The 11,768-nt window shown below is 62.0% G+C and carries 13 protein-coding genes; 4 read left to right on the forward strand and 9 right to left on the reverse strand.

Going from position 1 to position 11,768, the window contains the following annotated elements; all coding sequences use genetic code 11:
* Positions 1–29 precede the first annotated feature (29 nt).
* Both GY791_06495 and GY791_06500 read right to left on the reverse strand, forming a co-directional pair.
* Positions 30–974, reverse strand: coding sequence for an NAD(P)-dependent oxidoreductase (locus GY791_06495; protein MCP4328069.1), 945 nt, complete (start codon positions 972–974; stop codon positions 30–32).
* Between the two features lie 136 nt (positions 975–1,110).
* Positions 1,111–2,145 (reverse strand): proline racemase family protein, encoded by a 1,035-nt coding sequence (locus tag GY791_06500; GenBank protein ID MCP4328070.1) that lies wholly within the window; start codon positions 2,143–2,145, stop codon positions 1,111–1,113.
* A gap of 151 nt (positions 2,146–2,296) precedes the next feature.
* On the opposite strand from GY791_06500, the gene GY791_06505 reads away from it, so the two are divergent.
* Complete coding sequence (locus tag GY791_06505; protein ID MCP4328071.1) at positions 2,297–3,520, forward strand: adenylate/guanylate cyclase domain-containing protein; 1,224 nt, start codon at positions 2,297–2,299, stop codon at positions 3,518–3,520.
* The gene (locus GY791_06510; protein MCP4328072.1) at positions 3,513–5,174 is read left to right on the forward strand and encodes a hypothetical protein; all 1,662 of its coding nucleotides are present in this window, start codon (positions 3,513–3,515) and stop codon (positions 5,172–5,174) included. Before GY791_06505 ends, GY791_06510 begins: the two co-directional genes overlap by 8 nt.
* A gap of 67 nt (positions 5,175–5,241) precedes the next feature.
* On the opposite strand, the gene GY791_06515 is transcribed toward GY791_06510, so the two are convergent.
* The 3 genes from GY791_06515 to GY791_06525 all read right to left on the reverse strand — a co-directional run bounded on the left by GY791_06515 (position 5,242) and on the right by GY791_06525 (position 7,036).
* Positions 5,242–5,709, reverse strand: coding sequence for a hypothetical protein (locus GY791_06515; GenBank protein MCP4328073.1), 468 nt, complete (start codon positions 5,707–5,709; stop codon positions 5,242–5,244).
* Between the two features lie 11 nt (positions 5,710–5,720).
* A complete protein-coding gene (gene gcvA, locus GY791_06520; protein MCP4328074.1) occupies positions 5,721–6,656 on the reverse strand; it encodes a transcriptional regulator GcvA in 936 nt (311 codons plus the stop codon).
* Positions 6,657–6,805: 149 nt separating this feature from the next.
* Positions 6,806–7,036 (reverse strand): hypothetical protein, encoded by a 231-nt coding sequence (locus tag GY791_06525; GenBank protein MCP4328075.1) that lies wholly within the window; start codon positions 7,034–7,036, stop codon positions 6,806–6,808.
* A 106-nt stretch (positions 7,037–7,142) separates the two neighbouring features.
* On the opposite strand from GY791_06525, the gene GY791_06530 reads away from it, so the two are divergent.
* Positions 7,143–8,474 carry a methylenetetrahydrofolate--tRNA-(uracil(54)-C(5))-methyltransferase (FADH(2)-oxidizing) TrmFO gene (locus GY791_06530; protein MCP4328076.1) on the forward strand — a complete coding sequence of 444 codons (1,332 nt, stop codon included), beginning with the start codon at positions 7,143–7,145 and terminating at the stop codon, positions 8,472–8,474.
* 6 nt (positions 8,475–8,480) lie between these two features.
* Here GY791_06530 and GY791_06535 read toward each other — a convergent pair whose 3' ends face one another.
* The 4 genes from GY791_06535 to GY791_06550 are packed head-to-tail and all read right to left on the reverse strand — an operon-like array spanning position 8,481 to position 10,868.
* Positions 8,481–8,945 carry a periplasmic heavy metal sensor gene (locus GY791_06535; protein ID MCP4328077.1) on the reverse strand — a complete coding sequence of 155 codons (465 nt, stop codon included), beginning with the start codon at positions 8,943–8,945 and terminating at the stop codon, positions 8,481–8,483.
* Positions 8,935–9,375, reverse strand: a complete 441-nt coding sequence (locus tag GY791_06540; GenBank protein ID MCP4328078.1) for a hypothetical protein — start codon at positions 9,373–9,375, stop codon at positions 8,935–8,937. Before GY791_06540 ends, GY791_06535 begins: the two co-directional genes overlap by 11 nt.
* Positions 9,372–9,995, reverse strand: a complete 624-nt coding sequence (locus GY791_06545; GenBank protein MCP4328079.1) for an RNA polymerase sigma factor — start codon at positions 9,993–9,995, stop codon at positions 9,372–9,374. The genes GY791_06540 and GY791_06545 overlap by 4 nt, the downstream gene beginning before the upstream one ends.
* Positions 9,996–10,031: 36 nt before the next feature.
* The gene (locus GY791_06550; protein ID MCP4328080.1) at positions 10,032–10,868 is read right to left on the reverse strand and encodes a squalene/phytoene synthase family protein; all 837 of its coding nucleotides are present in this window, start codon (positions 10,866–10,868) and stop codon (positions 10,032–10,034) included.
* A gap of 271 nt (positions 10,869–11,139) precedes the next feature.
* Here GY791_06550 and GY791_06555 point away from each other — a divergent pair, with 271 nt between their 5' ends.
* A complete protein-coding gene (locus GY791_06555) occupies positions 11,140–11,745 on the forward strand; it encodes a hypothetical protein (GenBank protein MCP4328081.1) in 606 nt (201 codons plus the stop codon).
* Positions 11,746–11,768 lie beyond the last annotated feature (23 nt).

An 11,768-nucleotide genomic window follows, 5' to 3' on the forward strand; every position in this document is an offset into this window, starting at 1 on the left:
GGACCTCCACCGAGCCCGTCTCCGCCGTTTTAGCTGCTATCGGATGCGTTGACCGCGGATTCCATTCCCGGCAGGACCTCGGGAAATCCTGGCGCCCGCAGCTGCTCGCCCAACTCGTCTTCGAGCAACCGCACCACTTCGGTCGACCACGCGCGGCCGCCATAGGCCTCACGTGCCCGTTCGAAAATGGTGTTGACGAAGCGCGCCATTTCCAGCGGCGTTTCCGTTTCGTCGGCCAGCGCAAGAGTCAATGCCAGGTCCTTGAGCGCCAAATCCATGGTGAAGCCGATATTGTAGGAGCCGTTGAGGATAACTTGGCTTTCGGTTTCGTGGACGAAGGAGTTTCCCGACGACATGCGAATTCCATGAAATGCCTTCGTCAGGTCGACCCCGCATCGCTTGGCCAGCATGAGCGCCTCGCCGGCACCCCAGAGGTGGATGAAAGCGAGCATGTTCGTGATGACCTTGACCACGGACGCGGAACCGACCGGGCCAATATGAAGAACCTCGCCACCCATGATCTCGATTATCGGGCGGTAGCGTTCGAACACCCCTTCGTCGCCACCAACCAGGATCGAGATCTCCCCAGTATGCGCGCGATGGCAGCCACCGGTAATCGGCGCCTCGAGAACGTCGATCCCGCGCGATCGCACCGCCTCGCCATATTCTTGCATCGCGCGAGCGTCGGTCGTGCTCATCTCGATCCATAGCGCACCTGGTCGCAACCCGGACAGGATACCCTGCGGCCCGGAAACCACAGCCGCGACAGCCTGTGGATTGGGTAACGAGGTGATCGCAATATCGACGTCCGCGACCGCTTCATCCGCGGTGGCGGCGAATTTGGCGCCGTCGGCGATAAGCGCATCGGCGCGCTGCCGATCCAAATCGGTGACGACGAGATCGTGTCCGGCACGGTGAAGATTTCGAGCGAGCGGCAATCCGATATTGCCAAGTCCGATGAAGGCGATTTTCATGGCGGATAGCCTCTTGTCGGGAACGGTCTAGTATTCGCCAACGTCCATTGTTGCGTGCCTCGGCCTATCGCTTTCCCAATAGATGAGAAAGGGGCCGCAGCGCAATCAATTTTGCGAGGTCCGGGAGGCTGCGACCCTAGAAAAGCTGATAGGCAGTATCGGTCAGGCTGTAGCCCTCCGGAAACGGATCGCGCGGATCGAGCATTTGGACGTGGTGGCCGGTGATCCATGCGCGCCCGGAAATCGAGGGTCGTATCGCCGGAATGTCGGCGATCGCGGTTTCCTCTTCGATACACATGCCAAACTCGGTGCCGAGAATACTACGCGAGATTAGAGACTCACCAACGGTAAGCTGGCCCCGCGCATGCATGGCCGCGAGCCGTGCCGAGGACGCGGTGCCACACGGGCTGCGGTCGATCTTGCCGGGCGAAATGACGGTTGCATTGCGCGCGGCTTTGGTGCCGCCGTCCATTTCAATCGGCCCCAGAAAAGTCACGAAGGTAATGCCGCCGACATCGCCGAGAGTGGGGTGATTGGGCCGATGTTCGCGCCTCGCCGCGGCCTTGATTCGCTCGCCAAGCTCGACAATCGCGCGGGCGTTCTCCGGCACGATTTCGATTCCGACCGATTGGGCCTCGACCAAGGCAAAAAACGCGCCGCCGTAGCAAATGTCGAGGCGCACTTCGCCGAACCCGTCGATCGCCAATATCTGATCGAGCGCGGCGACATAACAGGGTACGTTCGTGGTCGTGACGCGATCGACCTTCCCGCCGCTGCAGGCGCACCGCATCTTTACCAATCCGCCCGGTGTTTCGAGGACGAGATCGGTGTCCGGTTCCGTGAGTGGCAGCATCCCGGTCTCCAGCAGTACCGTCGCGACGCAGATCGAGTTGGACCCCGACATCGGCGGGTAGTCCATCGGTTCCATGATGATGAAACCCGCCTGCGCGGCGGGATCCTTTGCCGGCACGATCAAATTGTAGTGGGTGAAAACGCCACCGCGCGGTTCGCGGATGAGCAGGCGGCGCAATGCGTCGCCTTCGGTTTGCAGCCAATCGCGCTGGGCTTTGACGGTGGCGCCGGGCGGCGGCAATACGCCGCCAACGATGACGTGACCGACTTCGCCCTCGGCGTGGGCGCCAATGATGTGGATGGCTCTCAAGTTCTCCATCGATCACTCCCAACTCGCCTCGCGACTTAACTTAACAAGCGCGAAGCACCCTCTGAAAACGGCAATGGTGCCGGTACGAATTGACCGAGAATAGGTGCAATCTGTCCGCCCCGCATTGCAATTTCGATGACGAAGCCACAGATTCAGCGCCATGGACTTGCCGGTAATCGCAGCTCACGAACTTGGGATCGCGGCGCGTGAAAGGGCCGCGCCGGTCAACGATTGGCTGTTGGCCGAGCGCGTCCGCGTCAGTCGCATCACGCACTTCACCCACAGCTACTGCACCAAATTGCGGGAAATCGGCCTCCCGGTCGAACGTGCCACATTTCATATTCGGCAGCTGCACCCGCAATTGATGGCCAAGACAGTGCTGTGGAATCACGAGGCCGGCGGCGCCGTCGAATTGGGCCGCGAACACGGCGTGGAGGATACCCCCTTTTTCCGCCGCAGCCCGGTCAATGCCGTTTACGAGACCGCGAAACGACGTCGGTACAGGCTCGACGATCCCGATGCGGTTCGCGAATTCAGTATCCTCGACGATCTCATTGCCCAAGGCTTTGTCGACTATGTCATCAACCCGATGCGGTTCAGCGGTGATCGTCCGGCGGCTCACAGCATCGCCACCCGCGACCCGGGCGGCTTCCCCGACCTCGATATCGCGACCATGGACGCGATCATGCCGACGCTTGGCGCCGTTGTAGAGTTGAGTGAAATCCGCCGCACCGCGCGCACGCTGCTCGAAACGTATCTCGGTCGGCAGGCCGGCAGCCGTGTCCTCAGGGGCCGTATCAAGCGCGGCGACGGCGATATCATCGAGGCGGTTATATGGCTTTGTGACTTGCGTGGTTTCACTGCGATATCGGAGGCGATGGACCTGAAGGACGTAATTGCGCATCTGAACCGATATTTCGATTGCCTCGGCGAGCCCATCCAACGCAACGGCGGCGAGATTCTGAAGTTCATCGGCGACGCGATCTTGGCCATCTTCATCAGTCGACCGGATGAATCCGATCTCGCGCCGGCTTGTATGCGGGCGGCGACCGCCGCGCGCCAGGCCCTCGCGCGCACGAAAGAAATCAATACCGAACACGCACAGCAAGGTCTTCCCCCGATCGAATGCGGGATCGGTCTCCACGTCGGCGAGGTCATGTACGGCAACATAGGCGCCGCCGACCGCCTCGACTTCACGGTCGTTGGGCCGGCGGTGAATCGCGCGGCCCGGCTCGAATCTTTGGCCGCCGATCTTGGCCGTTCCGTTTTGGCGTCGCGCGAGTTCGCCGGAATGGCCCAGATGATGTGCAACCCTTTGGGCGCTTACGTTCTCAAGGGCGTCGCCGAGCCCCAAGACGTCTTCGACCTCGTCGGTTGTGACTGAGCATTTCATCCGCCGGACGAGACGATTCGTCCTCCTGGTGTCGTTGTCGGCCCTGCTATGGGCACATGGGGCCGTTTCGGCGGCGGCGATGGAGCTCGCCGAGCTGGCGCGGGTGGGCCCGTGGCCGAGCCTATCCAAGCCGATCGGGTATGATGGTCGTTTGTGGTTCGTGAACGGCACGCTCCGGGTCAATCACAACTCCGCCGACGTATACAGCTACGAGCCTTCGACCGGTGTGTTGCGCTACGAACGACACTTGTTCAGCCAAGATGCCGGGGACCCACTGGTTGCCGCCGGACTGTTGTACTGGCCGTCCGAAGACAGCCGTTTCAGCGTCGGCTGGGGGGATCTGGCGGTGACGGACGGAACCCGGTGGGCCTTCCACATTGTCCCGACGGCGCAGATTTTTCATATCCACGCTCTCGCCGAATTCCAAGACCGGCTGATCGCCGCAAGCTCGGCCTGGCGGGCTGGCCTCCAGGCATCCTCCGACGGCGGCGCGACGTGGGCGCAGATCTACGACCATCCAACGCCCGAGGGACGGGTGAGTCGGATCGTCGGGCTCGCCGCAACTTCCAACCTGCTTTTCGCTCACATCATCGAACGTGGTGAAAGCCGACTCCTTCAATATGACGGCGTCGAAGTTCGCGATGTTCCTTCGTGGCCGGCCGGCCGCGCGATCCGGGCCCTGACGAGCGGCGGCGATCGGGCCTATGGACTCGTTGACGAAGCGGACGGTGTCGCGGTGTGGAGCAGCGACGGCGAATCCAGCCAGCGGCTGGCTCCGCCCTGGCCGGGTTGGCGGGCGCGCGATATCGCTTCCAATGAACACGGCCTCTGGGCAATCACCCGCGAAAACGTCGGTGGCGCGGTGTGGCAAAGCGCCGCTGGCCGGACTTGGGAAAAAGTCGCCGAATTTTCCGGAGGCGTACCCGAGGACATCTGGCTCCAAGACCGGGACCTCTACGTTCTCGGCACCGGCGACGATGGTCGCGGCATTCTCTGGGGACCGCAGGCGCCGCGGGTCTTACCGACCGAAAGTCATGAGACCCCGCGTCTTCCCCGGCGACCGCCGGTCAATTGGGTTCGAGCGCCCGATTGGAACGCGGAAGCCAATCGTTTGAGCCGGTTAATCGGTGATCATGAGGCCTTCAACGGCCGCGCAGTTCTTCGGGATAGGGTATGGCAGAATGTGGCTACCGACGCCCCTGCGTTCGTCTATGACGCGGCCCTCGCGGCCGATGCTCCCGATCTATCGTTTCCGCTTATCGGCGGCAACACGTCGGCCGTTGCGGGTGCGCTCAGAGATTGGATAATCCTCTGGGGGATGGCCGCGGCGGAACGCGGCCGGGTGCCGATCGAATTCCTGTCCCGCCGCTTCACGGCACCTCCCAACCGCGCCGAGAAATACTTCGATCTTGCCCCGGCCGCGCTGTGGGCGGCGGCCCAAATCGGTCAGGCCGATCGGTGCACGATCGAGGCCGTGATCGCGCGACTGGCGCGCGACGAGGATCCGGAATGGCTCGTTGGCGACATCGTGGGTGCGCTCACCGTATTGACCGGAAAGCGCTTTGGCTACGACCGGGAATCTTGGCTGGAATGGTGGCGCGCCGCCAGCGCCGATTGGCAACCCGAAGCACCGTCCACGGAATAGACGAGCACGATTGGCGAGTCAGGTCGCCGAATCGTGGCGCAAAAGTGATTTGCGCTCGCTCGGAGTCCTATTTGTCCAACTCGGCGATATTCCAACTGACCAAGAGCTTTCGCGCCTTGGTCCGAATCTTGGCCGGAAGGGCGACGCTTTTCCCGGTTTTCAGGCTGGCCACGACGGCCGTGCAATCGCTGGTCGCGATCAGCGCGCCGGTGCCATTGTCGAACATGCGATGGATGAACCGTATGTATTTGCCGCCGATGCCGACGAAACCACTCTCGATGGAGACGAGGTCGCCGCCCCGTAATTCGCGAACCAGTTGATAGCTCTGCCGGATGACGGCGAAGCGCCTCCGTTCCTTCTTCATGGCCGCAGGCGTAATACCGATCGCGCACAGCAGGAACCATGTGGCCTGATCGAATCTCGTCGAATAAAGCTGCGTATTCATGTGGGTGTCGGCGTCGTACTCCGACGCCAGGACCGCTCCCTTGAAGGTCTCGATCCAGTCCCCGGCCCGCGGGTCAGAACGCTTTGGCATGGCGATGTTCCCTATCCAGCCGATTCATCGTTGGGCGCATTGTCCCGATCCGCGGCGACTTCGTCCAGTATCCAAGATCGAAAGTCGGCAATCCGTCGATCTACGATCCCGCCGCGCGGATAGACCAGGTAATACGCATAGGAGACCGGTAACGCGACATCGAATAGGCGCACCAACCGCCCGACGGCGATGTCTCCCGCGGCCAGCGTGCTCTTGGCCAATAGTACGCCTTGGCCGTCATTGGCCGCCTGATACGCGACCGCGGTCTGATTGAAGAAGTCTCCGCGGTCCGGGTCTATGTCGGTGGCGCCAGCCGCCGCCAGCCAATTCGACCACTCCGGAAACGTCGGGTCGCTTCTGGCATGCTCGTCATGGAGCAGGACGTGATGAATGAGATCGCGAGGCTCTTCCAATTTGGGACCGCGTTCAAGCAGTCGAGGACTGCAGACCGGGAAGACCTCATCGCCGAGCAATTTTTCTGCGTCGAGGTCCTTATAAACTCCCGAGCCATAACGGATACCGATATCGATCCCCGCCTGTCCATAGGTCTGTAGGGTCGGGCTGGCGTCGATCCGAATGTCCAGGTCGGGCTGCCGGCGCCGAAACCGGTGCAGGCGGGGAATCAACCATTTGGCGCCAAAAGAAGGCGCGCACGCAACGTTCAGCGGGCGCATCTTGCCGCTGTCCCGCACTTGCCGGGTTGCGACGGCCAATTGTTCGAATGCATCGCGTGTCACCGGCGATAACGTCCGCCCGGCTTCGGTCAAGCTAAGCACGCGGTGTCCGCGAACGAATAATTGCGTGCCGAGGTCCGCCTCGAGCGTCTTGATCTGGTGGCTTATCGCCGCCGGGGTGACGAACAATTCCGTCGCGGCCTCGCTGAAGTTCAGATGCCGTGCTGCCACGTCAAAGGCCCGGAGGGCGTTCAAGGAAGGTAGTTTCGCCATGTCGTCTTTCAAATTTTTCTAACATATCGAGCAACAATGGTCGTTTGTCAATTGTCGATCGATAAATATATGAATCAACAGGGAACAAGAGAGAAAACCAAGGCGATTCCCGGCGGTTATCTCTATCAAAATATCTAAACGAATGGAGATCACAAATGTATACGCGAGAAGTGGACCGGTATCTCGAACGCCTCGATGCGAACGTCAGTTGGCCGACTCGTGTGGAGTTGGCGCGGCACCTTCATCGCGCCCATGTCGAACGCAGTCGTGTCTTTCGGCATGGTTGGCATCATGTTGGCGAATTCGTTCGCGATAGATTGCAGCAGATCACGCGACGCGTTCGCCGCGCCACCGAACGGCGCCACGGTAGTCTTGCGCATGGCGCAACGTGCTCGGTTTGACCGTCAATATCGCCCCCGCGCGCTTGCCTTGAGCCACACCGCCCTATATCTGAGGTCGCTCGTAGATTGACGGTCGTGGTTGGGCATGGATCCTGTTCACATTATCGGCGGCGGTTTGGCCGGGTGCGAAGCGGCGTGGCAGGTTGCGCGGGTCGGCGTCCTGGTCGTCCTTCACGAGATGCGGCCGCAGCGCAGGACGGAGGCCCATCTCACCGACGGCCTTGCCGAGTTGGTGTGCTCGAACTCCTTCCGCTCCGACGACGCGGCATACAACGCGGTGGGCTTGCTCCATGAAGAAATGCGGCGCTGCGACTCGGTCATCATGCGGGCTGCGGATAAAGCCCGGGTGCCTGCCGGCGGCGCGCTCGCCGTCGATCGTGTAAATTTTTCCGCCACGGTTCAATCGATCCTCGAGGCCGATCCGCGCATCACCATCGAGCGTGCTGAAATCGAGGGCTTGCCTTCCCCCGACTGGGACTCGGTCATCGTCGCCACCGGCCCCCTCACCTCGCCGGCATTGTCGGAAGCAATCGGCCAATTGACCGGTGAAGAGGCGTTGGCCTTTTTCGACGCGATCGCGCCGATTATCCATACCGACAGCATCGATTTCGGCGTCGCGTGGTACCAGTCGCGTTACGACAAGGGAGATGGCCGCGATTACATCAATTGCCCGCTATCGCAAGAGCAGTATCACGATTTCATCGCCGCTCTAGTCGACGGCGAAAAAACCGAGTTCAAGCAGTGGGAGAAGGACACCCCCTATTTCGAGGGTTGTCTGCCGATGGAAGTCATGGCCGAACGCGGCATCGATACCCTGCGCTACGGGCCCATGAAACCGGTTGGGCTGACCGATCCGCGGACCGGCACGCGGGCCTACGCCGTGGTCCAGCTTCGCCAGGACAATGCTTTGGCCACGCTCCATAATATGGTCGGATTCCAGACCAAGCTGAAATACGCCGACCAGAAGAAGGTGTTCCGTCGAATTCCCGGCCTCGAACAGGCGGAATTCGCCAGGCTTGGCGGTCTGCACCGCAACACCTTTCTCAACGCGCCACGATTGCTCGATGCGGAGTTGCGTCTCCACGCCGAACCGAGGCTTCGTTTCGCCGGCCAGATCACCGGTGTCGAAGGCTACATCGAAAGCGCCGCCATAGGTCTCCTCGCCGGCCGATTTGCGGCAGCGCGGCGACGCGGAGAAGCGGTCCTTGGGCCGCCGCCGACCACCGCCCTGGGCGCGCTCCTTAATCATATTACCGAGGGCGCCGACGCCAAGACGTTTCAGCCCATGAACATCAATTTCGGCCTGTTCCCGCCGATCGAGGGCCGCCACCGGGGTCGCGAACGAAAGCGCGCGATGGCGGACCGGGCGCTGATCGACTTGCAGAGCTGGCTCGGCGGAGCGGCCGCCGCCGCCTGAATACGCCTAACGGCTCCGGTCCCCCCACTCGGCCAGCGCGCGCCGGCCCTCCGGCGAAAGCTTGCCGGCCGCCTCGGCGAGCGCCGTCATGATCCCCTCCTGGAGCGCCGCCTGGCTCGACCGGAGTTCAGCCAGCGCGACATTAAGTTGAGCCGGTTGGAATGGTTCCTGGCGCAGACTTTCGGCAACGACCAGGCGAGCATCGCGAAGACCGGCAAGGCGCGCCTCGATCGTAGCGCGATGAGACCGGAGGGTCTGTCGCAGAATCGGCCGCTCGTCCGCCGGCAGCGCCTTGGCGATTCTCTTGAGGGTAAATTGGAGGAGCTGTCCGCCGCCGATTTGTCCCGAGAAAGGACCCGTCTTGAACCCCATCGCCCGGCCGGCGACGAGCCCGCCGACGAAAAAGTTCATCGCCAGCGACAAGGCCAGCAGAAGACCGAGGATTAGGGCCCATCGTCGGCTAAGAGTCATTGTTCATATCCTCCTCCACGTCGACGCCGACCACATAGGCGCTGAGATCAATCGGTTCGGCCATGCTCGAGTCGGCGGACCAAAGGCCGCTCCATCCGAGGGCGAATCCAAGAACGGCGGCGGCGGCGGCGCTGGCGAGCTGCGGCCACAACCAATGGCCCAACCCTTTGTTCTGCGACTTCGGTGCACCGCCATGCTGCGGCGAGATGCGCGCGGCCTCGCGGACACGGCGCGCAACATCCGGTGACGGCTCGACGATCTGCCAAGTCGCCAGGAGTCGATCAAGATCGGCTTCCGCCGATACAACGGCGCGCGCCTCTGCCGAGTGCGCGATCAGGCGGCGGGCCTCGTCCTGGCTCTCGCCGGGCCACCGTCCGATTTCGGCACCATAGGCCGCAGCCAAACTCTTGAACCTCTCCAATGTCATCATCCAACTGACTCCACATCCTTGATCACGGCCTTGAGATCATCGCGCAATGTCCGCCGCGCCCGAACCAGAAGCGATTCGACCGCCTTCACCGTCAACCCCATGACCGTCGCCGCCTCGGCATTGCTCATTTCCTGGTAGTAGCAAAGCGTCAGGGCGGCGCGTTGCCGTTCCGGAAGGCGCGACACGGCGACCGCCATATGCCGGCCCTGATCGGCGCGTTCGGCGTTCATCGCCACGTCCGCATTGGGATCGGGCGGATCGCCCGCCGCTTCGAGCGGGGCCTGAACCGGGCGTCGTTTGCGGTCGATGCCGAGGTTGAGCACCACCCGGTAGAGCCAAGTCGTGAACTTGGCACCGTCCTGGCGCCAAATCGGAGCTTGTTTCCACACTCGCAAGAACGCCTCCTGTGCGACTTCTTCACCATCGTGACGGGTTCCCAGCATCCGCTGCGCGAAACCGGTGCAACGACCGAGATGGCGGTCAACGAGCACCGCGTAAGCCGCATGGTCCCCCGCGCCGACCCGTACCATCAGCTCTTCGTCGCTGAGTCCGTCCATCGGATCCCCGTCGTGGCCGCGGCGTGCGCCGACCTTGCCTATATCCTCAAACGTTTCTGGCACGAAATCCCTGCGCGGCGGCAATATCGTGAGTGGGGACTAGAATCGACCACGGCGGGCGTGCAGCCAGAGTTTTACGAGCCGGCCAACGCCGCCGGTTGCCAAGCCAGGGTCGAAGACGTCATAGCCGACCCTGGCCATGCGGTCCAGATAGTGGGTTGCCAATACCGCCGGCAGCAAAGCCGCCAGCGCGTGGCGTGGAACATCACGATGCCCGCGCGCCTGGCCCAAATGCTCCTCTGCCTTTTGCGCGACGGCGGCTGCAACGGCTGAAAGCCCCGGCTGCGCGCGGCCAGCAAATAGCTCCTCTTGGTCGATTCCGGCCCCGGCCAGCATATCTTGCGGCAGATAGAGCCGGCGGTGTCGGGCATGATACGGAACCGCACGGAGGAGTCCGGTAAAGGCCCAGGCGACGCCGACATGGTGCCCCGCGAGAGCGGGCACGCCGTCGTCAAATCCCAGCACCTGCAACGCCAACAGCGTAAGATTGGCCGAGGTCCGTTCGGCATAACGTTCGAGCTCGGCCATCGTCGCCGGCGGGCCGCCGTCGAGATCGAATTCTCGCGCGTCGATCAGCCCGTCGAACAGCGCGCGGTTGAGGCTTCTGTTCTCGATTGCGCGGCCAAGCGCGTCGGCGACCTGATGATGGCGATGCTGGCCGGCGAACAGCGACTCGACGGTCTCGCGCCACCACTCGAGCCGTACCTGGCCGAGAATCGGCTCGTTTACCACTTCGCGGGTCTTGGCAATTTCAACGTTGAACGCATAGAGCGCAAATAGGTCGTCGCGGCGCTCGGGCGGCGCGAATTGGGCGGTTAAGAACCGGTCACGGTCCAACTTCCGGACAAGGTCCGCGCAATGGATCGGAGCAGCCATAAGCGGGGAGTCCAATGGTCATCATTGCAATGCCGGATGGAGTATTGCCACGGGCATTGGAGAAAGCCAAAGTCGGAAAGCCACGACCCTGCGAATTGGCATCAGTCAAATACTTCACAAATCGCCGCGACGATCTTAATTTCTTCTCGAAGGCGCGCCGCATCGGGTTCCGGACCGAGTCCAGAATCAATTTGTTGCGGTAAATCGCATGAAATCCACGATATATTGTGGTAGCGTAGCCGAAACGGCCAACAATAGGGCAAAGCGCGCAATGGCTCCCATTCTCAACAGTTTGACCAACACGATCCTCGCCGGTGTCCTGCTCCTGGTTATTATCTTGGTCCTGGTAGGGATCACGGTGAGTGGACCGAGCCTTGATCACGCCTGGTGGGCTTTCTTCTTCCGCTACCTTCATGTCCTCAGCGGCGTCATGTGGATCGGTCTGCTGTGGTATTTCAATTTCGTTCAAATCCCCAATATGGGGAACATCCCCGACGAACAGAAACCGGCCATCGGCAAGGTCATCGCACCGGCTGCCCTGTTCTGGTTCCGCTGGGGCGCGATGTCGACACTCGTCACCGGCCTAATCCTGGCACTGATGAACGGCTATCTGCTCGATGCCGTCCTCATCGGCCTGACCGACAGCGGCGTCAGCACGCCGATCGGCCTCGGCATGTGGATGGGTGCGATCATGTGGTTCAACGTCTGGTTCATAATTTGGCCGAACCAGAAAAAGGCGCTGGGCATGGTCGAGGTCGACGCCGACGCCAAGGCCGACGCGGCCAATACGGCGAAGATGTTCTCGCGCATCAACACGCTGCTATCGATCCCCATGCTCTATTGCATGGTCGCCGCGCAGAACGGCGGTTTCAGCTAGACTCAAGAAGATCGTGACCATGG

This window comes from Alphaproteobacteria bacterium (assembly GCA_024244705.1).
Lineage (GTDB): Bacteria > Pseudomonadota > Alphaproteobacteria > JAAEOK01 > JAAEOK01 > JAAEOK01.

Excerpts from the sequence above, each read along its gene's own strand:
- gcvA (MCP4328074.1), bottom strand. The coding sequence starts at position 6,656 with ATGGCGAAACTACCTTCCTTGAACGCCCTCCGGGCCTTTGACGTGGCA.
- GY791_06550 (MCP4328080.1), bottom strand. The coding sequence starts at position 10,868 with ATGGCTGCTCCGATCCATTGCGCGGACCTTGTCCGGAAGTTGGACCGT.
- GY791_06535 (MCP4328077.1), bottom strand. The coding sequence starts at position 8,945 with ATGACTCTTAGCCGACGATGGGCCCTAATCCTCGGTCTTCTGCTGGCC.
- GY791_06530 (MCP4328076.1), top strand. The coding sequence starts at position 7,143 with ATGGATCCTGTTCACATTATCGGCGGCGGTTTGGCCGGGTGCGAAGCG.
- GY791_06505 (MCP4328071.1), top strand. The coding sequence starts at position 2,297 with ATGGACTTGCCGGTAATCGCAGCTCACGAACTTGGGATCGCGGCGCGT.
- GY791_06515 (MCP4328073.1), bottom strand. The coding sequence starts at position 5,709 with ATGCCAAAGCGTTCTGACCCGCGGGCCGGGGACTGGATCGAGACCTTC.
- GY791_06540 (MCP4328078.1), bottom strand. The coding sequence starts at position 9,375 with ATGATGACATTGGAGAGGTTCAAGAGTTTGGCTGCGGCCTATGGTGCC.
- GY791_06495 (MCP4328069.1), bottom strand. The coding sequence starts at position 974 with ATGAAAATCGCCTTCATCGGACTTGGCAATATCGGATTGCCGCTCGCT.
- GY791_06525 (MCP4328075.1), bottom strand. The coding sequence starts at position 7,036 with ATGCGCAAGACTACCGTGGCGCCGTTCGGTGGCGCGGCGAACGCGTCG.
- GY791_06500 (MCP4328070.1), bottom strand. The coding sequence starts at position 2,145 with ATGGAGAACTTGAGAGCCATCCACATCATTGGCGCCCACGCCGAGGGC.
- GY791_06555 (MCP4328081.1), top strand. The coding sequence starts at position 11,140 with ATGGCTCCCATTCTCAACAGTTTGACCAACACGATCCTCGCCGGTGTC.